Source organism: Microbulbifer sp. YPW16, from assembly GCF_021290385.1.
In the GTDB taxonomy this organism is placed as follows: Bacteria; Pseudomonadota; Gammaproteobacteria; order Pseudomonadales; family Cellvibrionaceae; genus Microbulbifer; species Microbulbifer zhoushanensis.
Genome location: NZ_CP089928.1, coordinates 3,281,986 through 3,306,485, shown reverse-complemented (window position 1 = coordinate 3,306,485; position 24,500 = coordinate 3,281,986). Strand labels below are relative to the sequence as shown.

The window sequence follows — 24,500 nt, the reverse complement described above, 5'->3', positions numbered from 1 at the left end:
CCGCCGGTCAGCCCATCCGGTCCGGTTTGGGTATGCCGAAATGCTCGTAGGCCAGGGCCGTGACCATCCGGCCGCGCGGGGTGCGGGTTAGGTACCCCTGCTGGATCAGGTACGGCTCCAGCACATCCTCGATGGTATCACGCTCCTCGCTGACAGCCGCGGCGAGACTGTCGACACCCACCGGGCCACCGTCGAACTTCTCCATCATGGTGAGCAGCACGCGCCGGTCCAGCTGGTCAAAACCGCGCACATCCACGTTGAGCATATTCAGCGCCCGGTCGGCAATATCCGCATCCACCACACCATCGCCCTTCACCTCGGCAAAATCCCGCACCCGCCGCAGCAGGCGATTGGCAATCCTCGGGGTGCCGCGGGCGCGCCGCGCCACCTCTAGCGCCCCGCCCTCGTCCATCTCCACGCCCATCAGGCGGGCGGAGCGGCTGACAATGCGGGTGAGGTCCTCGACGCTGTAGAACTCCAGCCGCTGCACAATGCCGAAACGGTCGCGCAGCGGCGAGGTCAGCAGGCCCGCACGGGTGGTCGCGCCGACCAGGGTAAATGGAGGCAGGTCCAGCTTGATGGAGCGCGCGGCCGGCCCCTCACCGATCATGATATCGAGCTGGTAGTCCTCCATAGCCGGGTATAGCACCTCCTCCACGTGCGGGCTGAGGCGGTGGATTTCATCGATAAAGAGGACGTCACCCGGCTCCAGATTGGTCATCAGTGCTGCCAGGTCGCCGGCCTTCTCCAGCACCGGTCCCGAGGTGGTCTTGATGGCGACACCCATTTCCGTGGCGATGATATTGGCCAGCGTGGTCTTGCCCAGCCCCGGCGGGCCGAACACCAGCGTGTGGTCCAGGGCATCGCCGCGCAGGCGGGCAGCCTGGATAAAGATCTCCATCTGCTCGCGCACCACCGGCTGGCCCACATAATCGGCGAGACTCTTGGGCCGCACGGCGCGATCGTGCTGATCTTCCTGGCCGGAGGGGCCAATGGGCTCGGGCGCAATCAGTCGGTCAGCTTCGATCATGGCTTCCTCCGCCAGCATAATCACAACCGCAAGGGCGAACCTCGTGTTCGCCCAATTCCGGACGGGCGGCCACGATGCCCGCCCCTACGACACCATTAGCTGGCCAGACACCGTTCATGCCGGCACCATGCTCTTGAGTGCCAGACGAATCAGGGTGGCACTGTCTGCATCGGGCTGCTCCTTCGTCGCCCGCGCCACCATCTTCGTGGCCTCGGTGGGCTTGTAACCCAGTGCCGCCAGGGCGCTTTCCGCCTCCCCGGCATGGTCGACTTTCGGCTCCGCCGCAGTGGCCATCAGCGGGATATCGTTGCTGTCACCGAACTGCGGCGCGAGTTTGTCGCGCAGCTCGATGATCAGGCGCTCGGCGGTTTTCTTGCCCACCCCGGGCACCTTCACCAGCGCCGCCACGTTATCCTCCGACACGCAGCGCGACAGCGCAGCGCCGTCGAGGCCGGACAGGATCGCCAGCGCCATCTTGGGGCCGACGCCATTGACCTTGATCAGGGTACGGAACAGTGCGCGGTCCGCCTCACGGATAAAGCCGTACAGCTGCTGCGCAGTCTCGGACACCGCCAGGTGGGTATGCAGCACCACCGGCTGCCCTGCCGGCGGCAGTTCAAAAATGGTGGTCATCGGGGCCAGCACTTCATAGCCCACCCCCTGCACATCCACCAGCAGGTGCGGCGGCTGTACTGCGGCGAGGCTGCCGCTCAGTCTTCCGATCATCGTTATCCGGTTCTCTGTGTGGTTTTACTTCTTTATATATGTTCCCGTGCAACCTTCCCGGCTGCCACCGCCCGCTAGGAAACCGTGAGACGACCGCGTCGGAAGCGGCCCCGGCCACTGCCCGCGGTATGCACCAGGGTCTGCATGGTGTGCATATGGCACAGCGCCACGGCCAGGGCATCGGCGGCGTCCTCCTGCGGCGCGGCCGGCAGGGATAACAGGGTCTTCACCATATGCTGCACCTGCAGCTTGTCCGCCGCGCCACTGCCGACGATGGCCTGCTTGACCTTGCGCGCCTCGTATTCCGCCACCGGCAGGTCGGCGTGGGTGGCCGCCACGATGGCGGCGCCGCGGGCCTGGCCCAGCTTCAGCGCGGAGCCTGCGCTCTTGGACATGAATACGTTCTCGATCGCCATCTGCGCCGGCTGGTATTGGCCGGCGATCTGGCTCACGGCATCGAAGATCAGCTTGAGGCGCTCGGGCAGCTCCGCGTCGGGCAGGCGGATCACACCACTGGCCACATAGCGGGCCTTGCCGCGCTCCACGTCGATCAGGCCGTATCCGGTCTTGCGCGAGCCGGGATCGATCCCCAGGATTCGGGTCAAAGGGCGCCTTCCTGTATGTTTATATAGTAATGGCGAAAGGTAAGAAGTGTCCCAAGGCGGGCGGGAGGCGTCAAGGGAGGCAGGGCGGGCCGGGCGGCCCACCCTCCCGGGTCAGCCGAGCTCGGCCATGACCTCTTCGGGGATATCGGCATTGGTATAGACGTTCTGCACGTCATCCAGGTCTTCCAGCATATCCACCAGTGCCAGCACCTTTTCCGCACCATCCTTTTCCAGCGGGATGGTGGTGGACGGGATCATGGCTATTTCGGCACCGTCCGGCTTGAAGCCCGCCTCAGTCAGTGCGTCTTTTACCGGCATGTAGTCCTGGAACTCGGTGGTGAGCTCGATACTGCCGTCATCGTTGGTCTCGATGTCCTCGGCCCCGGCCTCCAGGGCCGCCTCCATCAGGGCATCCTCATCGGTGCCGGGCTCGTAATACATCTGGCCCTTGCGGGTGAAGAGATAGGCTACCGAGCCATCGGTTCCCAGGTTACCGCCGCGCTTGGTAAAGGCATGGCGAACCTCGGCAACGGTGCGGTTGCGGTTATCGGTCAGGCACTCCACCAGGACCGCAACACCGCCGACACCGTAGCCCTCGTAGGTCACCGCCTCGTAGTTATCACCCTCGGCATTGCCCGCGCCGCGCGCAATCGCCTTGTCGATGGTGTCCTTTTTCATGTTGGCACCCAGCGCCTTGTCGACAGCAGCGCGCAGGGCCGGGTTGTCATCCGGGTTGGGACCGCTCTTCGCAGCGACGGTCAGCTCGCGAATGATCTTGGTGAAAACTTTGCCGCGCTTGGCATCCTGGGCCGCCTTGCGGTGCTTGATATTGGCCCATTTACTGTGTCCAGCCATTACTCTCTCCGGTAATTCTCCGTCGTGGCTTTTGCAAACCTGTCGTCACCCCGGTGCCAGCCGGGACCCGGATGGCACTGGTTGCCGGCCAGCGCCGGCAGGGGACGCAACTGTTAACTGACCTGCTCTTCCTTCTTCTGGCGCAGGCGGATATTCAGCTCGCGCAGCTGCCGCGAATCCACGGTGCCCGGGGCATCGGTCATGACACAGGCCGCGCTCTGGGTTTTCGGGAAGGCGATCACATCGCGGATTGAGTCGCTGTCGGTCATCAGCATCACCAGGCGATCGAGGCCGAAGGCCAGGCCACCGTGGGGCGGCGCGCCGTACTTGAGCGCGTCGAGCAGGAAGCCGAACTTCTCGCGCTGCTCGCGCTCGTCGATCCCCAGCGTGCGGAACACCGCCTGCTGCATGTCCTGGTTGTGGATGCGGATCGAGCCACCACCCAGCTCGGTGCCGTTCAGGACCATGTCGTAGGCCCGCGACAGCGCTTCCAGCGGGTTCTTTTCCAGCTCTTCCGGTGAACAGGAGGGAGCGGTAAACGGGTGGTGCAGCGAGGTCAGGCTGCCGTCGTCCTCCTCCTCGAACATGGGGAAGTCCACTACCCAGAGCGGTGCCCACTCGGCGGTGTACAGGTCCAGGTCCTCGCCCAGCTTGCAGCGCAGGGCGCCCAGTGCCTCGGAGACGATCTTGGCCTTGTCGGCACCAAAGAAAATCAGGTCGCCGTTTTCGGCCTGCATGCGCTCCAGGATCGCCGCGCGGGTCTCGATGGGCAGGAACTTGGTAATCGGTGACTGGAGGCCGCCCTCGAGGTCATCCTTGTCGTTGACCTTGATGTAGGCCAGGCCCTTGGCCCCGTAAATACCCACAAACTTGCCGTAATCATCGATCTGCTTACGGGTCAGCTTGTCGTTGCCGCCCGGAACCTTCAGCGCCGCCACGCGACCCTTGGGGTCATTGGCCGGGCCGGAGAAGACCTTGAACTCCACCTCGGTCATCAGGTCCTTGATCTCCACCATCTCCAGCGGGATACGCAGGTCCGGCTTGTCGGAACCGAAGCGCAGCATGGCCTCGTAATAGCTCATGCGCGGGAAGTCACCCAGCTCGACACCTTTCAGTTCGCTGAACAGGCTGCGCACCATGGCCTCGGTAATCGCCATGATGGCGTCTTCGTCGAGGAAGGCGGTCTCGATATCGATCTGGGTAAATTCCGGCTGGCGATCCGCCCGCAGGTCTTCATCGCGGAAACACTTCGCAATCTGGTAATAGCGATCGAAGCCGGACACCATCAGCAGCTGCTTGAACAGCTGCGGCGACTGCGGCAGGGCGAAGAACTTGCCGTCGTGGGTGCGGCTCGGCACCAGGTAGTCACGAGCCCCCTCCGGCGTCGCGCGGGTCAGGATCGGGGTCTCGATATCCAAGAAGCCCTCGCCATCGAGGTAATTGCGGATGGCCGTGGTCAGCCTGGAGCGGAAGCGCAGGTTGTGCTGCATCTCGCGGCGACGCAGGTCCAGGTAGCGGTACTTGAGACGCACGTCTTCACCGACATCGGTGTGCTCGTCGAGCTGGAACGGGACAGTCTCCGCCGTATTGAGGATCTCCAGGGCAGTGCCGTAGACCTCGATCTCGCCGGTGGCCATATTCGGGTTAACCGCCTCGGGCGCACGGGCGCGAACACGTCCGGTAACCTTGAGGACGTACTCACTGCGCACCCGGTCGGCCAGCTCGAAGTACTCCGCCGCGTCCGGGTCAAACACCACCTGCGCGATACCGTCGCGGTCGCGCAGGTCGATGAAGATCACACCGCCGTGATCGCGGCGGCGGTCCACCCAGCCGCACAGGGTAACTTCGCGGTCGATGTCCGCAGAACGAAGGGCGCCACAGTAGTCGCTGCGCATGAATACAATTCCCGTTGTCGATAGTGATTGGCTGGGCGGCAGGTGCCGCCCGATTGGCTCCGGCCAGGCCCCGGTCAGCTGGCCTTGGCCTTGTCCCCGGCGGGCTTGTCCGCCCTGGGCTTGGCCGCATCCCCGGCCAGGTTCTTCTTGTTCCCGGTCTTGAAGTCGGTCTCGTACCAGCCGCCGCCCTTGAGACGGAAGCCGGCGGCCGAGATCTTCTTGCGAAGCTCGGCCTGTTTGCACTCGGGGCAGTCGGTCAGGGGCGCATCACTGATACGCTGCAGGGCCTCCATCTGGTGACCGCAGGCACTGCACTGATATTCATAGATCGGCATGGATTCAGTACCCGATACATTAAGGGGCGCAGATTATACATGACGCCCCGCGAGGGAAGAAGCAGGCAGAGGCCGCTCCACCGCAGCCGCCCCCGCAGGGTGCAATGCCCACCAAAATGAGCACGGCGCAGCAGTCCGGGGGCCAAAATCGTGAAAAAAAGCACTATTTTTCCCGCTCAACCCCGTGCGCGTGAAAAAAAACTATATATACTTCGGGGCAGTACCACGCTGTACGAACACATTTTTATCGGAAAAACACAACTCAAAAGGAAGCTACTCATGGCCGCACGCAAAGCATCAGCCAAGAAAGCACCCGCTAAGAAGACCGCAGCGAAGAAAACCGCGGCTAAGAAGGCTCCGGCCAAGAAAGCCGCCCCGAAGGCCAAGAAGGTTACTGCGATCAAGGAAAAGTACACCAAGACCCAGATCCTGAACCAGATCTCCGAGAACACCGAGCTGACCCGCAAGCAGGTCCAGTCTGTACTGGACGAGTTGTCCGACATCATCGAGGGTCACATCAAGAAGCGCGCGGTGGGTGAATTCGCCCTGCCCGGCCTGATGAAGATCACCACCGTGAAGAAGCCGGCCAAGAAGGCCCGCAAGGGTATCAACCCGTTCACAGGCGAAGAGACCGTATTCAAGGCCAAGCCCGCCAGCACTACCGTCAAGGTACGCCCGCTGAAGAAGCTGAAGGAAATGGCCGAGTAAGAATACCCGCCGATTCCGGACGCCAGACCCCGCCCCCGGCGGGGTTTTCTGTCTGGGGCCCCGGCCCGGCAGGGAAAACTGCCCCCGCGCGCCCCTACCATCCCCAGCCCGCCCCGGCGTAAAATACCCGCCCAGAAAGCCAGACCCAATTACCAGTAAAACCAACCGGACAAGACTCGATTTATGCGCGCATCCCGCTACCTGATCGCCACCCAGAAAGAAACCCCGAATGACGCTGTGGTCATCAGCCACCAGCTGATGCTGCGCGCGGGCATGATCCGTCGCCTGTCCTCGGGACTGTATACCTGGCTGCCCACCGGACTGCGCGTGCTGCGCAAGGTGGAGCGTATTGTGCGCGAGGAAATGGACCGCGCCGGCGCCCTGGAGGTGCTGATGCCAGTGGTCCAGCCGGCCGAACTGTGGGAGGAATCCGGTCGCTGGCAACAGTACGGGCCGGAACTGCTGCGGGTCGAGGACCGCCATCACAACCCCTTCTGCCTGGGTCCCACCCACGAGGAAGTGATCACCGACCTGATCCGCAACGAGATCAGCAGCTACAAGCAGCTGCCGGCCAATTTCTACCAGGTACAGACCAAGTTCCGCGACGAAATCCGCCCGCGCTTCGGCGTGATGCGGGCGCGCGAGTTCACCATGAAGGATGCCTACTCCTTCCACCTGGGTGCCGACTCGCTGCAGGAGACCTACGACATCATGCACGGCGCCTACTGCCGCATCTTTGATCGCATCGGCCTGGACTACCGCCCGGTACTGGCGGACACCGGCGCCATCGGCGGCTCCAGCTCGCATGAGTTCCACGTACTGGCCGAGAGCGGAGAAGACGACATTGCCTTCGCCACCGACAGTCGCTACGCCGCCAACGTGGAGCTGGCCGAAGCCGTGGCCCCGGCTGGCGAGCGCCCGGCACCCGCGGCCGACATGGCCGAGGTACACACCCCGGGCCAGAAAACCATCGACGCGGTGAGCCAGTTCCTGGGTAGCGAGCCGTCCCAATCGGTCAAGACCCTGATCGTACTGGGGGAGGCAGAAGAGGGCGAAACCGCCCCCCTGGTGGCCCTGGTACTGCGCGGCGACCACGAACTGAACGAGCTCAAGGCGGAAAAGCTGGCCGGAGTCGCCAGCCCGCTGCAATTCGCGCCCGAGGAGCGCATCAGCGCCGAGCTGGGCTGCGGTATCGGCTCACTGGGACCGGTGGGCCTGGGAATCGAGGTTATCGTGGACCGCGCCGCCGCGCACCTGGCCGACTTCACCTGCGGCGCCAACCGCGACGATTACCACCTGACCGGCGTCAACTGGGAACGGGATGTGCAGCTGGCGCGGGTCGAGGACCTGCGCAACGTGGTGGCCGGCGATGCCAGCCCTGATGGTAAGGGCACCCTGGAAATCAAGCGTGGTATCGAGGTTGGCCACATCTTCCAGCTGGGCGACAAGTACAGCCGTGCAATGAACGCCACCGTGCTGGATGAGAACGGCAAGGAGCAGACCATGGCCATGGGCTGTTACGGTATCGGCGTTTCGCGCATCGTCGCTGCCGCCATCGAGCAGAACCACGATGATGCCGGCATCATCTGGCCGGAGGCCATCGCACCCTTCCAGCTGGCCATCGTGCCCATCAACATGCACAAGAGCGAGCTGGTACGGGAGAAGTGCGACCACCTCTACGAGACCCTGCGCGAGGCCGGCGTCGATGTACTGCTGATGGACGAACCCAAGGCGCGCCTGGGGGCCATGCTGGCCGACGTCGAACTGATGGGCATTCCGCACCGCATTGTGGTGGGTGACCGCGGCCTGGAGAAAGGCGTAGTGGAATACAAGGGCCGCCGCGACGCGGAGAGCCAGGACTTCGCCGAGTCCCAGCTGGTCGAAGTCCTGCTGGAAAAACTGGGCGGTTAACCGCTCTACGATAGGGGTCGGGAGCCGGCTGGCTCCCGATCGCGCGCCCCCACAACCGGCCCCGGCCGTGTCACCATGAACTACCCCCTGCCCTTTCCCCGCACCTTCTCGTAAAATCGGTTGCCATGATAAGAACAAGCCTTATTGCACTGCTGCTCATGCTGTTTACCGCCGGCGCCAATGCCCAGGTGCGCATCCCCGAGCTGGCGCCGGAGGAGCGTGCAGCGCTGCGCAATGCCATCGGGCAGGCCGACAGCTTTGCCGACCGCTTTGACGCGGAGGTATGGCTGATGGCCAAGTCCCAGCCGCTGGCGCGCTACATCAAGGACCCGGATGAACGTATGCACGTGCTCAAGGCGATCCACCGGGAAGCCACCCTGGCCGGGCTCAGCCCCGAGATCGTCCTGGCGGTGATCCAGATCGAGAGCGCCTTCAACCCCTACGCGGTGTCCCGCGTGGGTGCCCAGGGCATGATGCAGGTGATGCCGTTCTGGAAGAACGAAATCGGCAGCCCCACGGACAACCTGATCGATATGGACACCAACCTGCGCTACGGCTGTACCATCCTCAAGCACTATATCGGCAAGGCCAGGGGCAACCTGGCCAACGCCCTGGCCTACTACAACGGCAGTTACGGCCGACACACCTACAGCAGCAAGGTACTGGACGCCTGGGCGGAGCGCTGGCGCTGATGGCAGTCTGCGGCACGGGTACAGGGGACAGGCAGTGAGTACCGCGTTCATCTTCTTCACCGGCGCCGCCTGCAGCCTGCTGCTACTGGCCGCCGCCAAGCTGGCAACCCATTACCGGGGACTCGACGCCGCACGCTGGCTGCTGCTGGTGATCACCGGCGTATTTTTCTACCTGCTGCGCCACGCCCTTCCCGAAGCACCGCCGCCACTGGATTTCCTGGTGGTATTCCCGTCGATCCTGGTACCCGGTGCTTTCTGGCTGTTCGCCCACACCCTCTGCCACGACTGTGACCCTTTCCCGCGCTGGGGCTGGGCGCTCATCGGCCTCGACGTGGTGATCAACAGCCTGTCCAGTAGCAGCCTGCTCCGCGACAACTGGCAGGCGCTGGATAATGCCACCTATATCCTTGCCCAGCCGCTCAAGCTGGGGCTGCTGTCCGCCGGGGTGATTACGCTGCTGCGCCACTACCAGTCGGATCTGGTGGAAGCCCGCCGCAACCTGCGGCTGGTCCTGATGATCGCTGTCGGCGGCTATATGCTGCTGGTTGTCATGGCCGAATTCCTGTTCACCTACCGGCCCGCCCCCGCCGGCATCCCGGCCCTGCATGCAGTGCTGGCCAGCCTGCTGTCGCTGTCAGCATGCCTCTGGCTGCTGGCCCCGGCCCCCGGTGCACTGGCGGAATCCCTGCCCAGGGACAATGAGGAAGCGGTTACCACCGAGGCCACGCCCCGCCCCCCGTCGCCCATGGATGACAGCCAGCGGCAACTGGCAGGAAAGCTCGAGGCCCACATGCAGGCCGGCGGCTACCGCCGCACCGGCCTCACCATCCGCGAACTGGCGGAGGAACTGGGGGCCCGCGAACATATCCTGCGCGCCCTGATCAACCGCCACCTGGGCTACCGCAACTTCAACGAATTCCTGAACCAGTACCGTATCGACGAGGCCAGCACCCGGCTGGCGGATCCGGGGCAGGCCCACCTGCCGGTGCTGACCATCGCGCTGGATATTGGCTATCGCTCCCTGAGCCCCTTCAATGCCGCTTTCAAGCGCCGCCACCAGCAGACACCCACCGAGTACCGACGCGAAAGGCTGCCCGCCTGAATCGGCATAATTCCGGAATCCGTCAGCTGTTTTTTCGTTTTCCGTAAGCGTCCACCCGCACTTTCCGCCAGACTCTTCCCTGATTCACTGTGGGGGCGGACCTTGTGTCCGGCCCTGCGGCCACCATAAAAAACATCGGAAGAAGAATAAGCAGGTGAACCTATGGAAGTGGCGTTTCTCGCGGAGATGGCCCAGGCATGGCTGTCGCATTTCAGGACTGACCTGTTTCGCTACCTGATGGCTGCTACCGCAGTGAGCCTGTCCGTCAGCTGGCTGTTCCGGGGCTGGATGGAGCGCCGGCGGATCCAGAAGCGCCGTGCCCGCTGGCGGGATATCCGCCGGGAAGTCAGCTTCTCCATGCTGACCCTGGGGATTTTTGCCACCGTGGGCATCATCACCAGCGTGCTGCGCGACTGGGGGCTGGTGAAGCTCTACTGGGAGTGGGGGGACTATCCATTGTGGTGGGCTGTCCTGAGCCTGCCGGTGGTCATCCTGGTCCACGATGCCTACTTCTACTGGACCCACCGGGCCATGCATCATCCCCGCCTGTTCCGGCACTTCCATCGGGTACACCACCTGTCCCGCACCCCCACGCCATGGGCGGCCTACAGTTTTTCGGTGGGCGAGGGTGTGCTGATGGCGGTCTTCTCCCCCCTGATCCTGACCCTGATGCCCCTGCATGTGCTGGTGTGGCTGGCGTTTATTTTCGTAATGATCTTTCGCAACGCGATGCTGCACGCCGGCTGCGAATTCCATCCGCGCAGCTGGGTCGATGGCCCGCTGGACTTTATGACCACCACTACGCATCACGACCTGCATCACCAGAAATTCCAGGGCAACTACGGCTTCTACTTCACCTGGTGGGACCGCTGGATGGGCACCGAGTTTAAGAACTACAAGGACGAGTTCCGCCGTGCCGCTGCCGGGAATAACGGCGATGACGACGGGAGAGAAGATTTGCAGGTGACCGCCTGACACCGGATTGCGGCTGATCGGCAATGAAGTCCGCAAGCTCGCGTGGCCCGGCACCCGTTACAGGGCGTCCGGTGCCACGCATTTTTGTTTCAGGAAGCCTGGGGGCGCTTGTCACGCCCGTGAAGGTAACAGGCAACGCCCCACAGTATTAGCAGCACCTCGGTGGCAAAGAACAACCCATTGCGCCAGTCAAAACCACTGTGGGCCAGCATGCCCACCAGGCGCCCGCCACCAAACCCGGCATAGGCCATTGCCAGCAGGAGGAATGCGGTGGGTCGATGGCGCCGGAACACCAGGGCCAACGCGATCGCTGCGGCGATCGCCAGCATCAACCCGCCAAATGTGGCCAGGAACTCCGGCATGGCCGAGGGTGCCAGCAACGCAAAGTCGATCGTCTTGGCGAAAGCCGCTGGATTGGCAAAGGCCATCACACCGATGATCGCGAACACCAACGCATTCAGAATCAGGTAAATCGTTCCGCTGTTTCTCACAGCCTGCCTCCTTTACAAGCGGTTCGCCCATAAGACCCTTGAAGTCTGGCCCCACACTCCCCGACGGGCCAGCTTTCCGCCCCTGTCGATGAAATTTGCGTACCGGATGCGGTTTTACCTGCCAGGCGGCCACGACCGGAAGCACTCCGGACTACTATCCGATCGAGCGTCATTGCAATCGCCGTGGGGGAGCCGTGGCAGGCGCCCCGCATCTCCTCCCCCCGACTGGCATGACCCCGGCTCTAACAGCCCCGGGAACTACAGGCCCAACAATAATGGAAAGGACGTCAGTATGCGTAATTCGTACTTGCGTGAACCGCTGGTGCACTTTGCCCTGATCGGGGCGCTGCTGTTCGGCATCAACGCTGTATTTACGGATAGAGATGAAAGTTTGGATGAAATCGTCGTAAGCCGCGACCGTATCGATCATCTCGCCGCCGTGTTCGAGCGGCGCTGGCAGCGCCCGCCCTCTGAGCAGGAACTACATGACCTCGTGGAAAACTTTATCCGCGAGGAAGTGCTTTACCGCGAGGCAATGAACCTGGGCCTGGACAGGGATGACACGGTCATCAGGCGGCGCCTGCGCATGAAGATGGAGTTCCTGGCCCGGGACCTGGTCGATGCCGTCGATCCCGGCGAAAAAACCCTGCGGGATTTCCACGCCGCCAATGCCGAACAATACCGGAGGCCGGCACGCATGAGTTTCCGGCAGGTCTATTTCGACCGCGCGGCCCACGAAAACCCGGAATCGGCTGTCGAGACCGCCCGGGCACTGCTCGGGGAAGGGGTACCGGAGGCGGAGCTGGGTGACAGCAGCCTGCTGCAGGCCCACTACCGTGACGAGAGCAGCGAGCGGCTGGAGCGGGTTTTCGGCGGGGGATTTGCCGCGAAGCTGCTCGACCTGCCCCGGGGGCAGTGGAGCGGTCCGGTGGAGTCAGCGTACGGGCTGCACCTGGTTTTTATCGAGGCCCGCCAGCCCCGGCGGGTGGCAGGTTTTGACGAGGTGCGTGCAGAGGTTCTGCGCGACTGGCAGCGCAGCGAAAAGCAACAGGTACTCGAAGCGCAGTACGAAAATTATCGCACGGCCTACAGGGTGCGTATCGACGAATTCCCGGGGCGCGAAACTGACGGGGTGGCCATGCAATGAATCGCCTGTCGCTGCTCCAGATTACAATGATCTTTGCCCTCCTGGCCCTGCTGCTGTCATTCCAGGCCAGCTCCCACGAACTGCGCCCGGCCTACCTGCAGGTCCGGCAGACCGCGGAAGAGTCCTTCAGGGTAACCTGGCGGGTACCGGCCCGCGGCGACCTGCGGCTGGCCATCAACGCGCGCTTCGACGACAGCGTGGTGCCCACCGGCACACCGCGCGCCAGCTTCGCCAATGGCTTCTACACCGAGTCCTGGGATATCCGCCACCCGGAAAAACTGGCCGGTGCACAGGTATCCATTGATGGGCTGAGCCAGACCATGACCGACGCACTGGTGCGCATCCAGTGGCAGGACGGGCGCGAACAGGTGGCGCGCCTGTTACCGGACAAAACCGGAATGGTGGTGGATACCAGGGCCAGTGGCGCCCAGGTTGCCGCGACCTATTTCGTGCTGGGTGTGGAGCATATCCTGCTGGGTATCGACCACCTGCTGTTTGTGCTGGCACTGGTGCTGCTGGTCAGTGGCTGGCGGCAACTGGTGATCACCATCACAGCTTTCACCCTTGCCCACAGCCTGACCCTGGCCGCCGCAGTGCTCGGCTGGGTCGCCGTGCCGCAGGCGCCGGTGGAGGCGATCATTGCCCTCAGCATCGTGTTTGTCGCCAGCGAGATTCTGCAGAAACAGCGCGGCCGCTCGACCATCGCGATCCAGCGACCCTGGCTGGTGGCTTTTGCCTTCGGGCTGCTACACGGGCTGGGATTCGCCGGGGCGCTGGCGGAAATTGGCGTACCCGGGCACGCGATCCCGCTGTCGCTGGCAGTGTTCAATATCGGCGTGGAGGCGGGACAACTGGCCTTTATTGGCGCGCTGGCCGCGTTGTACTGGCTGGGCCGGCGGTTGCCATCGGTGCAACTGTGGGAGGCCCGGACCAGTGCGCCCGCCAGCGCACTGGTGGCGACCCCGGTTTCCTATGTGGTGGGCGGCCTGGCAGCCTGGTGGCTGGTGGATCGCACCCTGGCAATGATGCTGGTCTGAACCGGGGCGGGGGCCGGCCATCGCCGGCCCGGAAAGGGACAGATCAGTCCTGGAACAACAGTTCCAGGGGGTAACCCTTGAACGGCTTGGTCTTCTCGATCACCAGGTGCGAGGTCATGCGCGAAATGGCCGCATCCTCGTTGGCCAGCAACTGCTCGGACACCCGGTTGAAGTCCGCCGCGTCCGGGCAGATAAAGCGCAGCATGTAATCGAACTCTCCCGACATCTTCACGCAGGAAACGATCTGCGGGATATCGTTGATGGCGCGCCGGAAGCTCTCGCTGGTGCGGGCATCCTGGCGTTTCAGGGCCACATTGACGTAGAACTCTGCGTGGCGGACCTTGTCCAGGTTGACCTCCGCGAGGAACTCGCGGATGTAGCGCTCACTGGTGAGCCGCTTGACCCGCGCCAGGCAGGCGCTCTCGGACAGGCCGATCTCTTCACTCAGGTTCAGGTTGCTGATACGCGCGTTGGTCTGCAGTGCCTGCAGGATTTTCAGGTTATGCCGGTCGATTTTCACGGTGTTGTTGATCTTCTACCACGGAGGGGCCAAGGATACCGGCATTCGTGCCGGGCCGAAACATCGGGTCGGGCGGGCCACTGGCCCGCCGCCTCAATCAACCCGCCTGGCGGTTACCACTGGTGACGAAGCGCTCGATACGGTCCAGCGCGCGGCGCAGGTCCCCGTCATCGGCGGCCAGGGTCAGGCGCACGTGGTTCACCGCACTGGCGCCGAACGGCGCACCCGGCAGGACCGACACGTGCTCCGCGTCCAGCAGCGCCTCGGCAAAGGCCTCGCCGGATTCCGCCACCTTCGACACATCCACCATCACGAACATGCCGGCGTCCGGCGTGGCACAGCTGAGCCCCGGGATCCCGGCAATCCGCTCGACAATCAGGTCACGGCGCTGCTGGTAGGCATCGCGCATCTGGCTGACGAAATAGGAGTCGAACTCCAGCGCAAAGGCCGCCGCCTCCTGGATAAACTGGGGGCAACCGAAGATGGTGGCGCCGGCGAACTGGGCCAGCCGCTCGGTCAGCTCGCCCCTGGCCACCGCCCAGCCCAGGCGCCAGCCACTCATGGCGTGGGACTTGCTCAGGCCGTCAATCACTACCACGTTGTCCAGCTCCTCGGCGGCGGTGCGCAGGGAGGTATGACGGCGGGCAAAGGTGATCATCGAGTACATCTCGTCGCTGATCAGCCAGATATCGCGCTCGCGGCAGTAGGCGGCCAGCTCGCGCAGCTGCTCCGGGGTGGCCATGGCGCCGGTGGGATTCACCGGGGTATTGATCATCACCACGCGGATGTCGTCGGTGATCGCCGCCTTGATCGCCTCCACGTCAAAGGCGAAGTTGTCCTCCGCCGGGCAGGCGACTTTCTGCATCTCCAGGCCCAGTGCGTTGCAGATGGGCACATAGCCGATATACATCGGCTCCGGGATCAGCACTTTCTCGCCGGGGTTCAGCAGGCAGGCGAGCACGGCGTAAATGGCGTTGGTACCACCGGGGAACACCACTACATCGTCCGGGCTGCACGGGTGCGGCGACACCTTGCTCTCGATCGCGGCGATGGCACTTCGCAGCATCGGCTCGCCGGCATCGGGGGAATAGTGGGTACGGCCGACACCCAGGCGCGCGCGGGTGTAATCGAGGATCGGCTCCGGGGTATCGAAGTTGGGGTCGCCCACACACAGGAATATCACGTCCTCGCCTTTGTCGGCCAGTTCGTGGGCCCGGTCACTGACCGCCCAGACATTGGCATCCGCCTGGTTGAGTCGCTCGCTGGCGTTACTGAAATGTGGCTTGTACATCGTTCCTGTCCGGTTGTTATCGATACTTCTACGTTAACAACCGGGCGGGTAATCGATGGCGCTAAAGCGCGGTGCTTTTCGCATTCCCGCGCCATTTTGGGCGCCTTTGCCGCAGAAAATTCGGTGACCGTACTCCGTTCCTGGTCAAGCGGATACCCACCCTCTGACTGCAGCCTCAGAAGCGGTAATTGATGTTCAGGCCACCGATCTCATCCTCCGGGCGCAGCATGATATTGCCGCTCACCTGCAGTTTTTCGGTGACATTCAGCCCCACCATGGCACCGGCGCCGTTCTGGAAGAAACCGCGCCCGTCGCTGTCATAGGCCCTCAGGTACGCACTGTTGCCACGAATCGACTTGAGACCGACGCGGACATCGGCGGTATCGTCACCGTCATTGCCTTCCACCCAGACTTCCCCGAACCAGCGCCATTCGGCATTTTCCGGCGCGTTGTAGAAAAAGCCAGCACGGTAGCGCAGGTATTCCCGGTCCTGGCCCTTCACCTTGAGCCCGATCGGGTCGAGGGTCTCGCCGGTGACACTGCTGACATAGCGGAGATCTGGATCGGTGCGCTCGCGGAAGCGGTCGACCTCTACCTCGGTCCACTCCACCGATACGAACGGGCCCAGCTGGCAGGGCAGTGCCGGAGCGGTATCGTAACCGCCGCGCAGGAACACACCGGAGGCATCACCCTCGGTGCCCGCCTGGACCCGGGTCCGGAACGACTGGCCCAGGTGGATACGGCGATCCACTTCGTCATAATCGATATCACTGTAGGTAAAGCCACCATCAACAAACCAGCGCTCGTCGTTCCAGCGGGCAAACCAGCTGAAATTCAGGTTGTCCGCCTCCAGCCACAGGTTGTCCGGCGTGTACTCGGTGCTGCCATAGGAAAGCGACAGGGACCACTCGAAATTCTCGGCGGCATTGAAGCTGAAGCCAAACAGGCCATTCCAGGCGCTGTCGTCGTAATACTGGGCCGGTCCGCCGCCCAGCTCGGTCCGCTGCCACGCACCGCCGAAGAAAATGGTGGTGGTGGGCTCGCGGAAACGCTGGGCCACCAGGTGATGGTCGATATTGGTCTGGTGCGTGCGGTAATTCTGGTAACCCAGGTCGGGCAGTAAGCCGAAGCCCACCGGTGCGCTCAGTACCGAATAATAATAATCACCGAGCACTTCCTGCGCTGCCAGGGTCGGGTGCACGCCATCGTTGAAATACAGGCGGTCCGCATTGGGCGCACTGCCGTTTTCACTGAACACCGGGTCCGGGTTGGCACAGGCACCCGCCATATAACAGGTGGCAGCCTGGTCGATATCGGCAAAGCCAAACAATCCCGGCCTGTCCAGTGCCAGCGCGGCAAGCCCAGCAGAATCGAGGATCAGCACATTGGCCCCCAGCAGCACCAACTGCGAACGCAGCGCCTCGTTATACAGCGACGTGCCGATATTGGCAGTACTCACCGCACCCGGGCCGATATCATTCATCAGCGGCGTATTACCCACCCGCGGTACGTTCGATACCACCACATAGTCCGCTCCCGCCGTGCTCAGCTCGGCGACCGCGAAAGTGAGAAACCCGGCCGCCCGCTCCATACTTTCCGGGCTGATGGTTCCGGCCAGGGTGCCGGCAATGATGTCGTTGCCACCCCCGTTCAGGTAATAGAGCGCATGGGAATCGATACTGTTGCGCTGCAGGAACCCCTGCCCACTGGCGTTGGGTACACCGGTCAGCCCGATACCATTGCCGGGATCGTTTACCAGCGCCTGTAGTGCCACCGGGTCACCAAACGCGGCCACGGCGGCTGCCACCTCCGCCGGAGGCAGGTAGGGGCTCTCACCGGCGGCAGGATCGCAGATGCCGTCGGGGCCGCAGCGGGTGGAATCCGGCAGGATGGTAGTCAGGCTGTTGTGGTCGGCGACGGTGGTATCGGGAAACAGCTCGAGAAAGCGCTGCGGACCCACCACGTCGAGCAACACATCGGCGGCCCGGTTACCGCCCACTGCCCAGTTATTACCGTTGGCCAGCAGAGATTGCGAGATCTGTGCCACCTGCTCTGCCGGCGTGCCCGGGGCCGGCGCACAGGGAATGGCGCCACCGAAATCCGGCCCCAGGCCGAAACAGGACGGCGTCAGCATGGGGAGGCCGAAGCGCTGGGCGGTAAAGCTGATGGCCGGCTGGCGCGGAGTTTCCCCACCCGGGTCGGGGCTGGTAAATATGCCGGCATTGCCGCTGTCGGACAGGCTGTCACCGAAGACATAAAAATTACTGTAGAGGTCCTCGGTGACATTCTCGTCGGCAAAGCTGGCCGATGCTGCTGCCAGTGCCACGGCCAGGCTGATGGATTTCGCGGTGAATCCCATGTCGCACTCCTTTGCTTGTACGCGGGCTTACATGTGCCGCACGCCTTTGCGCTGTTATGTTGGCGGTGGTCGCGATGGGCCAAGTATAGACACGCCTCGCCACAATCCCGGGACGGCGCGATCAATTCCTGTTAATCCACGGCAGTTTGCCGGCCGTTCGCCGCCGGTGGTTCATTTCAGGTCTGCAAAGGCCTCGATCGCCCGCTTGCGGGTTTCCTTTACATCGCAGATCGGCGGCGGGTAGTCCGACATACGTGGCGGGCAATGGATTTCATCGCCGCGCACACTCTGCAATTCCGGCACAAAACGGCGGATAAAGTCCCCGTCCCGATCAAATTTCTTTGACTGGCTATATGGATTGAACACACGGAAGTAAGGAGCGGCGTCGGTACCCGTGGAGGCCGCCCACTGCCAGCCCCCGTTATTCGAGGCAAAATCCGCATCCACCAGCTTGTTCATGAAATAGCGCTCGCCCCAGCGCCAGTCGATCAGCAGGTTCTTGGTCAGGAAGGACGCCACCACCATGCGCAGGCGATTGTGCATCCAGCCGGTCTGCTCCAGCTGGCGCATGGCCGCATCCACAATCGGCACACCGGTCTTGCCGAGGGTCCAGCGGCGGAACGACACTTCATCCCCGGACCACTCGACTCCCTCGGTCTCGGGCTTGAACGGCTTGTGCTTGCACAGGCGGGGATGGGCCGCCACCAGGTGGGTGTAGAACTCGCGCCAGATCAACTCCCCCAGCCAGCAGGCGATGCCATCGCTGCCGCCGCTCCAGCGATCCCTGTTGCACTCCAGCGCCATGTGCGCACACTGGCGCACCGAGATGGCACCACTGTTCAGGTAAGGGGACAGTCGCGACGTGGCGTCAATCGCGGGGAAATCCCGCTCGTCCTCATAGCCGTCAATGATCTCACTGAACGACTTCAGGCGGCGCATCGCCGCCTTCTCCCCCGGTTGCCAGCCCTTTACGGTACCGCGTTTATCCACTTCCAGCGGGTATCCCTCCAGGGACCCGGGAATCGTCTGCACCAGGTTGTTACTGCCCTCCACTTCGAGCCAGGCGGGCCAGTCCACATCCGCACTGCGCTTGCGGGGCGCCGGCAGGGGCTGGTAGCTGTCGCCGCCGAACTGGCTGATAAACGCCCGCTTGAACGGCGTAAAGACCTTGTAGGCCTCGCCGCTGCCAGTGGTTACCGAGCCCGGCGGCACCAGGGTGCGGTCGGTGCAGTATTCCACTGGCACATTAATTTTCTTCAGTGCCTCCCGCACTGCATTGTCACGCCGCTGCTCGTTGAGCGGGTACTCTGCATTGGCGAACAGGGCATCGGCACCCAGTTTTTCCACTACCTGGGACAATGCCGCCGGCACCTGCCCAAACTCCCGCAACTCGAGGAAGTACAGCGGTATATTGCGCTGGGCCAGGCCCTCCTGCACTTCCCGCAGGCAGGCCATGCGAAACGAAACCAGTGGATCGCCCTCATCCTGGCCCTGCCAGGTTTTCGGGCAGGCGATAAAAATCGCCGCAACTTCGCTGCAACTCCCGGCCGCGCGATGCAGGGCGGTATTGTCGTGCACGCGGAGATCGTTGCGCAGCCACACCAGGCCGCGTTCGAAGGCTGCCTTGCCACTCATGACAGGTCCTCCCGGAGTTCTTCGATAGCCTGCGCGCCGCTGGCGGGCAACAGGCGCCCCCTGCCCGCCTCCGCCAGCCGCACGAGGTCGCGCTTCTGTAATTCGACGATCCCGCCGGCAAACCATACCGGCGCGCGCATGTTGCGCAGGGCGCGCTCCGCGCCACTGCCAAACGCCGCCATGGGCAGGGCGTTATGGCTGAAACAGATCACGCCCCGCGCCTGTAACTTCTCCACGGCGTAAGGCAATTCCGGCATCTCGTCTACCGGCCCCAGGTGTAATATGTCGATGCCCGCCGCCAGCAGGCCGGCCCCGAACAGGGCGGCAAAAGCCTGCTGCTCGGCACCGGGAAAACTCACCAGCAACAGCCGCCCGCTCCCCGCCTGGCCGGACAGGTTGCGCTGGCCGCTGCGCAGCATCAACGCAAGCTGCCCGTTCAATTGCTCCCAGAAATAAGACCGCAGCACGCTGCTGCCGAACCGGGTACGGCGGCTCAGGTCGCGGTGCAGTGGCGCCAGCCAGCAATCCAGTAAAAGTGCCGGAGGATAAGCCGACAGCAGCTGCTCCAGGTGCTGCTGCAGGGCGGCGGGCTGGAACCGCAATGCCACATCGATAGTTTCCTGCACCGAACGCGCCCAGGTATCCCCCTGTTCCTGTTCGCCAGCGGTTCGCTCGCCGTCATCGCCCCGCTCCAGTAATGGCCGCACCTTGCCGATGGGAACACCGCGTGCCAGCCACGCCTGGATTTCCCGCACCCGCTGCACGTCCGCCTCGCTGTATAACCTGTGGCCCTTGCCGGTGCGCGCGGGTACCAGCAGGCCGTAGCGCCGCTCCCAGGCGCGCAGGGTGACCGGGTTGACCCCGGTGCGCTGGGCGATATCGCGGATCGGTAGCATCGCGTGCTGGCCGGCCGGTGCGCCGGATTCAGTCCCGGGGACTTCTGTTTTATTGGCGTCAGTCACACTCATCGGCTTGGTACCGCTCTCGGTCATTGGGGCCCGGGCCCTCAGTGAAAATCACACAGGCCCATCTCGGCCGGTTCGGTCGCCAGCAGCAGCTGGCTGTGGATAAAGTGGTGCGGGCTGCGCGGCAGGTAGTGGCGCAGCAGGGTCAGCACCGCCGACACCGGCTTCAGGCCCAGCCGGTAATCCTCGATCAACTGGGTCAGCTCGGCCTTCTCTTCCCTGCTGAGGAATTCCTTCAGGTGCCCCTGCACGTGCATCAGGGCGTTGGTGCGGTCCTTGCGGGTAGCCATGTGGGCGAGGATTTCCATCAATCGGCCGCGCACCTCGAAGGCAAAGGTTTCGGCGTCATGGGACCTGGCGTCGGCGATGAAGCGCCCCAGCTCGCGGGTCTTCACCTGGTGGTGGGCGAGCAGCAGGTATTTGTAGGCGGTATAGAACTCGATGATCCGGGCGGGCCGCGGGTCTTCCTCCACATAGCGGAACCAGGCGTCATAGGCGAACACCCGGGTCAGGAAGTTCTCGCGTATCTCGCTGTTGTTGAGGCGCCCGGTCTCCTCCATCGGCAGGTGCGGGAAGTGCTCGCGTATTCGCGCGGCAAACATCCCCACGCCGTCACTATCGTGCCCGTGGCCGTTGGGCAGGTAGCGGCGCACCCCTTTCAGGCCACAGCTGGGTGAGTTCTGCATAAAGATATAGCCGCGCACCCGCTGCAGCTCCGGCGCCACACTGTCCGCATAGTCCCGCAGGGGCTGTGTCACATCCAGGTCCGGGTCCACTACCCCGATAACGCGGACTTCGGCATCCGGCGCGGGATCGCTCTTGACCAGGCGGATGGGGTCCCGCGGCACCCCCAGCCCAATGGCCACCTCGGGACACAGGGGCACATAGTCGAAACAGTGCCCCAGCAACTGGGTGCAGACTCGGCTGTGCTTGTGCCCGGCGTTATACCGCACCGGGTCACCCATCACGCACTGGCTGATGCCAACGGGAATCTTCTGGGTCAGCAGCTGGATATTCATATCTACCTATACACTTTTTAAATGTGTACAAGGTTTATAGCGTGAAAACCCAGCCTGTACAACAATATTTTTTGTACAACAGGGTCCGGCAGACGCTTGCGCTGTCAGGTGTCACAGCTACAATGCCAGACCCTGCCGAGAGCCACGGATGAAGTGATGATCCCAGCACTGCGCGAAATCGACGAGGTACAGTCGCTCTACCTGCAATTCCTGCAAGCACTGGCGGAGGCCGGCTTCCGCGGCGATTCCAGCCCCAGTTATGCCAGCCGCACGGTACTGGCCACCGATAACTCCATTTACCAGGTGCTGCCACAGGCAGTGGTGTATCCCCGCGACACCCACGACCTGCAATTGCTGGCCCGGCTGGCGGACCGCGAAGAGTTCCACCAGGTGGTGCTGTCACCCCGTGGCGGCGGTACCGGTACCAATGGCCAGTCACTCACTGACGGCATCGTGGTGGATATTTCGCGGCATATGAACCGCATCCTGGAGATCAACCCGGACGAGGGCTGGGTGCGGGTGCAGGCCGGCGTGGTCAAGGACCAGCTCAACGCCGCCCTGGCCCCCCACGGCCTGTTCTTTGCCCCGGAACTCTCCACCAGCAACCGCGCCACTATCGGCGGCATGATCAATACCGACGCATCCGGCCAGGGCTCCTGCGTGTACGGCAAGACCCGCGACCATGTGCTGGAACTGTCGACCGTTTTGATGGGCGGCGAGTTGCTGCACTCCGCGCCGGTGGACAGCGACGGGCTGGGACAACTGCGCGAGCGGGACGACCGCATCGGGACGGTGCACCGCACCTGCGACGATATCGCCCGGGACAAGGCCGCGCTGATCGAGGAAAAGTTTCCCCGGCTCAACCGCTGCCTTACCGGCTATGACCTGGCCCACCTGCGCGACGGTGACAGCGGCGACTTCAATATCAACAGCGTCCTCTGTGGTTCCGAGGGCACCCTGGGCTTTATCGCCGAGGCAAAGCTCAATGTCCTGCCAATCCCCCGCTGTGTGGCACTGGTCAACCTCAAGTACGACAACTTCCAGGACGCCCTGCGCGATGCCGGCGACCTGATGGGCGCCGGCCCCACCTCGATCGAGACCGTGGACAGCAAGGTACTGCAGCTGGCGATGGAGGATATTGTCTGGCACAGCGTCAGCGAGTTTTTCCCCAGCGATGATCGCCCGGTGCAGGGCATCAACCTGGTGGAGTACACCGCCGACTCGGAAGAGGAACTGGAGCGGGCCCTGGCGCGCTTTACCGCCCAGGTAGACAACGCCATCGGTGAGACCGGCAAGAGTTTTGGCTACTCCATTGCCCGCGGACACAGCGAGGTCAACCGGATCTGGGCCATGCGCAAGCGGGCCGTGGGCCTGCTGGGCAATGTCAGCGGGGAAAAACGGCCCATCCCGTTTGTGGAGGACACCTGCGTGCCGCCGGAACACCTGGCGGACTTTATCGCCGAGTTCCGCGCCGTGCTGGATGAGGCCGGCCTGGATTACGGCATGTTCGGCCACGTGGATGCCGGGGTACTGCACGTGCGCCCGGCCATCGATATGAAAGACCCGCAGCAGGCCGCGCAGATCCGCCCCATCACCGACCGGGTGGTGGCACTGACGCAGAAGTACCACGGCCTGCTGTGGGGCGAGCACGGCAAGGGGGTGCGCTCCGAATACGCACCGGAGTTCTTCGGTGAACTCTACGGCGAACTGCAACATATCAAGGCCGCGTTCGACCCCCGCAACCAGCTCAACCCGGGCAAGATTGCCACCCCCAGCCGCGCGTCAGGCCTGCTGAAAATCGATGCGGTGCAAACCCGCGGCGAGCGCGACCGGCAGATCCCGGTGCAGGTATGGGAGGGCTACAGCGAGGGCGTCCACTGCAACGGCAATGGGGCCTGCTTCAACTGGGACCCGGACTCCGCCATGTGCCCGTCTTACAAGGCCACCCGCGAGCGTATTCACTCCCCCAAGGGCCGCGCATCGCTGATGCGGGAATGGCTGCGGCTGCTCAGTGCACGGGATGTGGATGCGGTGGAAGCGGCGCAGAAATTCCGCGAACAGTCCTTTTTTGTCGGGCTGCCGGGGCGGATCAAGAACAGCCTGGCCAGGGCCCGGGGAGAGTATGACTTCAACCACGAGGTCAACGAGGCCATGCAGGGATGCCTGGGGTGCAAATCCTGCGTGGGCCAGTGTCCGATCAAGGTGGATGTGCCGGAGTTCCGCTCCAAGTTCCTGGAGCTCTATTACAGCCGCTACCTGCGGCCGCTGAAAGACTATTTTGTCGGCAGCCTTGAGTTCGTGATGCCGCACCTGGCCCGGGTACCGGGACTGTACAACCGGCCGCTGCAACTGGCACCGGTGCGCTGGCTGCTGGAACGGGGCCTGGGCCTGTCCGACAGCCCCGCGCTGTCCCGCAAGGGCCTGGAGAAATCCATGGCGGAACTGGGCGTGCCCTACGCCAGCCGCGCCACCCTGGAGGCGCTGGGGCCGGCCCAGCGCAAGCGCGCCGTGATCATTGTGCAAGACGCCTTCACCAGCTACTTCGACGCCGATATGGTGGCCGATGCGCTGCGGCTGCTGCGCCAGCTGGATTTCTTCCCGCTGGTGGCGCCGTTCAGGGCCAATGGCAAGCCCATGCATGTACATGGTTTCCTGCGCCAGTTCCGCCGGGTGGCGGTGGCCAACAGCGAGATGCTCGAAGAACTGGCGGATAGCGGCGTGCCGCTGGTGGGTGTGGACCCGTCCATGACCCTGACCTACCGCGCCGAATACCGCAAACTGCTGGGGGATCGTGCGCCGCAGGTAAAGTTGCTGCAGGAGTGGATGGCGAGCCAGCGCGAACACCTGGAGCAGCAGCGCTCCCGCCTCCGCCCTGCCACTTTCCAGCTGCTGCCCCACTGCAGCGAGCAGACCAATGCAGCCGCTTCACTGCAGGACTGGAAGGATGTATTTGCTGCACTGGGCCTGCAGCTGGAGAGCGAAAGCCTGGGCTGCTGTGGGATGGCCGGTACCTATGGCCACGAAACCGCCCACAAGGAGACTTCGCGGGTAATTTTCCAGCAGTCCTGGGCGCCGCGCCTGACCGGCGAGACCGGCCAGCTGCTGGCCAGTGGCTATTCCTGCCGCTGCCAGGCCAAGCGCTTTGCGGGAGTAAGCCTGCGCCACCCACTGCAGGGACTGCTGGCACAATTACAAAATTAAG

General features: G+C 63.5%; 21 protein-coding genes. 8 read left to right on the top strand and 13 right to left on the bottom strand.

From position 1 onward, the window contains the following. Positions 1-7: 7 nt before the first annotated feature. From ruvB to LVE68_RS14345, 6 genes are all read right to left on the bottom strand, one after another. Complete coding sequence (ruvB, locus tag LVE68_RS14370; protein ID WP_232941103.1) at positions 8-1,030, bottom strand: Holliday junction branch migration DNA helicase RuvB; 1,023 nt, start codon at positions 1,028-1,030, stop codon at positions 8-10. 114 nt (positions 1,031-1,144) lie between these two features. Then, the gene (ruvA, locus tag LVE68_RS14365; RefSeq protein ID WP_232941102.1) at positions 1,145-1,756 is read right to left on the bottom strand and encodes a Holliday junction branch migration protein RuvA; all 612 of its coding nucleotides are present in this window, start codon (positions 1,754-1,756) and stop codon (positions 1,145-1,147) included. A 74-nt stretch (positions 1,757-1,830) separates the two neighbouring features. Then, entirely contained in the window at positions 1,831-2,361 is a 531-nt protein-coding gene (gene ruvC, locus LVE68_RS14360) for a crossover junction endodeoxyribonuclease RuvC (protein ID WP_232941100.1), read from the bottom strand. A 111-nt stretch (positions 2,362-2,472) separates the two neighbouring features. Beyond that, positions 2,473-3,216, bottom strand: coding sequence for a YebC/PmpR family DNA-binding transcriptional regulator (locus tag LVE68_RS14355; protein WP_232941098.1), 744 nt, complete (start codon positions 3,214-3,216; stop codon positions 2,473-2,475). A gap of 113 nt (positions 3,217-3,329) precedes the next feature. Beyond that, positions 3,330-5,111, bottom strand: coding sequence for an aspartate--tRNA ligase (gene aspS / locus LVE68_RS14350; RefSeq protein WP_232941096.1), 1,782 nt, complete (start codon positions 5,109-5,111; stop codon positions 3,330-3,332). Positions 5,112-5,185: 74 nt separating this feature from the next. Beyond that, on the bottom strand, positions 5,186-5,446 hold the full coding sequence (locus LVE68_RS14345; protein ID WP_232941095.1) for an FmdB family zinc ribbon protein: 261 nt from the start codon (positions 5,444-5,446) through the stop codon (positions 5,186-5,188). Between the two features lie 279 nt (positions 5,447-5,725). On the opposite strand from LVE68_RS14345, the gene LVE68_RS14340 reads away from it, so the two are divergent. The 5 genes from LVE68_RS14340 to LVE68_RS14320 all read left to right on the top strand — a co-directional run bounded on the left by LVE68_RS14340 (position 5,726) and on the right by LVE68_RS14320 (position 10,834). Beyond that, a complete protein-coding gene (locus LVE68_RS14340; protein ID WP_232941094.1) occupies positions 5,726-6,154 on the top strand; it encodes an HU family DNA-binding protein in 429 nt (142 codons plus the stop codon). 183 nt (positions 6,155-6,337) lie between these two features. Then, on the top strand, positions 6,338-8,065 hold the full coding sequence (locus LVE68_RS14335; RefSeq protein WP_232941093.1) for a proline--tRNA ligase: 1,728 nt from the start codon (positions 6,338-6,340) through the stop codon (positions 8,063-8,065). A 125-nt stretch (positions 8,066-8,190) separates the two neighbouring features. Further along, positions 8,191-8,757 carry a lytic transglycosylase domain-containing protein gene (locus LVE68_RS14330; protein ID WP_232941091.1) on the top strand — a complete coding sequence of 189 codons (567 nt, stop codon included), beginning with the start codon at positions 8,191-8,193 and terminating at the stop codon, positions 8,755-8,757. A gap of 34 nt (positions 8,758-8,791) precedes the next feature. Then, a complete protein-coding gene (locus LVE68_RS14325) occupies positions 8,792-9,859 on the top strand; it encodes a helix-turn-helix transcriptional regulator (RefSeq protein ID WP_232941090.1) in 1,068 nt (355 codons plus the stop codon). Between the two features lie 162 nt (positions 9,860-10,021). Next, complete coding sequence (locus LVE68_RS14320) at positions 10,022-10,834, top strand: sterol desaturase family protein (protein ID WP_232941089.1); 813 nt, start codon at positions 10,022-10,024, stop codon at positions 10,832-10,834. A gap of 89 nt (positions 10,835-10,923) precedes the next feature. Here the strand turns inward: LVE68_RS14320 and LVE68_RS14315 are convergent, their stop codons facing one another. Further along, positions 10,924-11,325, bottom strand: coding sequence for a DUF4345 family protein (locus tag LVE68_RS14315; RefSeq protein ID WP_232941088.1), 402 nt, complete (start codon positions 11,323-11,325; stop codon positions 10,924-10,926). Positions 11,326-11,617: 292 nt separating this feature from the next. Between LVE68_RS14315 and LVE68_RS14310 the strand changes: the two genes are divergently transcribed. Then, positions 11,618-12,472, top strand: coding sequence for a peptidyl-prolyl cis-trans isomerase (locus LVE68_RS14310; RefSeq protein WP_232941086.1), 855 nt, complete (start codon positions 11,618-11,620; stop codon positions 12,470-12,472). Then, positions 12,469-13,509: a HupE/UreJ family protein gene (locus LVE68_RS14305; protein WP_232941084.1), complete on the top strand. Its 1,041-nt coding sequence runs from the start codon at positions 12,469-12,471 to the stop codon at positions 13,507-13,509. Before LVE68_RS14310 ends, LVE68_RS14305 begins: the two co-directional genes overlap by 4 nt. Positions 13,510-13,552: 43 nt before the next feature. On the opposite strand, the gene LVE68_RS14300 is transcribed toward LVE68_RS14305, so the two are convergent. From LVE68_RS14300 to LVE68_RS14275, 6 genes are all read right to left on the bottom strand, one after another. Further along, positions 13,553-14,029 (bottom strand): Lrp/AsnC family transcriptional regulator, encoded by a 477-nt coding sequence (locus LVE68_RS14300; protein WP_232941083.1) that lies wholly within the window; start codon positions 14,027-14,029, stop codon positions 13,553-13,555. 97 nt (positions 14,030-14,126) lie between these two features. After that, positions 14,127-15,320, bottom strand: a complete 1,194-nt coding sequence (locus LVE68_RS14295; RefSeq protein WP_232941082.1) for a pyridoxal phosphate-dependent aminotransferase — start codon at positions 15,318-15,320, stop codon at positions 14,127-14,129. A 175-nt stretch (positions 15,321-15,495) separates the two neighbouring features. Further along, positions 15,496-17,679, bottom strand: coding sequence for an autotransporter outer membrane beta-barrel domain-containing protein (locus LVE68_RS14290; RefSeq protein WP_232941081.1), 2,184 nt, complete (start codon positions 17,677-17,679; stop codon positions 15,496-15,498). Positions 17,680-17,850: 171 nt separating this feature from the next. After that, positions 17,851-19,314, bottom strand: coding sequence for a deoxyribodipyrimidine photo-lyase (gene phrB, locus LVE68_RS14285; RefSeq protein ID WP_232941080.1), 1,464 nt, complete (start codon positions 19,312-19,314; stop codon positions 17,851-17,853). Then, entirely contained in the window at positions 19,311-20,306 is a 996-nt protein-coding gene (locus LVE68_RS18200) for a MerR family transcriptional regulator (protein ID WP_305080385.1), read from the bottom strand. The genes phrB and LVE68_RS18200 overlap by 4 nt, the downstream gene beginning before the upstream one ends. A gap of 14 nt (positions 20,307-20,320) precedes the next feature. Next, a complete protein-coding gene (locus LVE68_RS14275; RefSeq protein ID WP_232941078.1) occupies positions 20,321-21,298 on the bottom strand; it encodes a YbgA family protein in 978 nt (325 codons plus the stop codon). 156 nt (positions 21,299-21,454) lie between these two features. On the opposite strand from LVE68_RS14275, the gene ydiJ reads away from it, so the two are divergent. Next, on the top strand, positions 21,455-24,499 hold the full coding sequence (gene ydiJ / locus LVE68_RS14270; protein ID WP_232941076.1) for a D-2-hydroxyglutarate dehydrogenase YdiJ: 3,045 nt from the start codon (positions 21,455-21,457) through the stop codon (positions 24,497-24,499). The last annotated feature ends 1 nt before the right edge of the window (position 24,500 follow it).

Coding starts and splice junctions, on each gene's coding strand:
- LVE68_RS14330 (WP_232941091.1), top strand. CDS start 8,191: ATGATAAGAACAAGCCTTATTGCACTGCTGCTCATGCTGTTTACCGCC.
- LVE68_RS18200 (WP_305080385.1), bottom strand. CDS start 20,306: ATGACCGAGAGCGGTACCAAGCCGATGAGTGTGACTGACGCCAATAAA.
- LVE68_RS14320 (WP_232941089.1), top strand. CDS start 10,022: ATGGAAGTGGCGTTTCTCGCGGAGATGGCCCAGGCATGGCTGTCGCAT.
- LVE68_RS14295 (WP_232941082.1), bottom strand. CDS start 15,320: ATGTACAAGCCACATTTCAGTAACGCCAGCGAGCGACTCAACCAGGCG.
- LVE68_RS14275 (WP_232941078.1), bottom strand. CDS start 21,298: ATGAATATCCAGCTGCTGACCCAGAAGATTCCCGTTGGCATCAGCCAG.
- LVE68_RS14290 (WP_232941081.1), bottom strand. CDS start 17,679: ATGGGATTCACCGCGAAATCCATCAGCCTGGCCGTGGCACTGGCAGCA.
- ruvB (WP_232941103.1), bottom strand. CDS start 1,030: ATGATCGAAGCTGACCGACTGATTGCGCCCGAGCCCATTGGCCCCTCC.
- LVE68_RS14345 (WP_232941095.1), bottom strand. CDS start 5,446: ATGCCGATCTATGAATATCAGTGCAGTGCCTGCGGTCACCAGATGGAG.
- LVE68_RS14355 (WP_232941098.1), bottom strand. CDS start 3,216: ATGGCTGGACACAGTAAATGGGCCAATATCAAGCACCGCAAGGCGGCC.
- aspS (WP_232941096.1), bottom strand. CDS start 5,111: ATGCGCAGCGACTACTGTGGCGCCCTTCGTTCTGCGGACATCGACCGC.
- LVE68_RS14310 (WP_232941086.1), top strand. CDS start 11,618: ATGCGTAATTCGTACTTGCGTGAACCGCTGGTGCACTTTGCCCTGATC.
- LVE68_RS14340 (WP_232941094.1), top strand. CDS start 5,726: ATGGCCGCACGCAAAGCATCAGCCAAGAAAGCACCCGCTAAGAAGACC.
- ydiJ (WP_232941076.1), top strand. CDS start 21,455: ATGATCCCAGCACTGCGCGAAATCGACGAGGTACAGTCGCTCTACCTG.
- ruvA (WP_232941102.1), bottom strand. CDS start 1,756: ATGATCGGAAGACTGAGCGGCAGCCTCGCCGCAGTACAGCCGCCGCAC.
- LVE68_RS14335 (WP_232941093.1), top strand. CDS start 6,338: ATGCGCGCATCCCGCTACCTGATCGCCACCCAGAAAGAAACCCCGAAT.
- phrB (WP_232941080.1), bottom strand. CDS start 19,314: ATGAGTGGCAAGGCAGCCTTCGAACGCGGCCTGGTGTGGCTGCGCAAC.
- LVE68_RS14305 (WP_232941084.1), top strand. CDS start 12,469: ATGAATCGCCTGTCGCTGCTCCAGATTACAATGATCTTTGCCCTCCTG.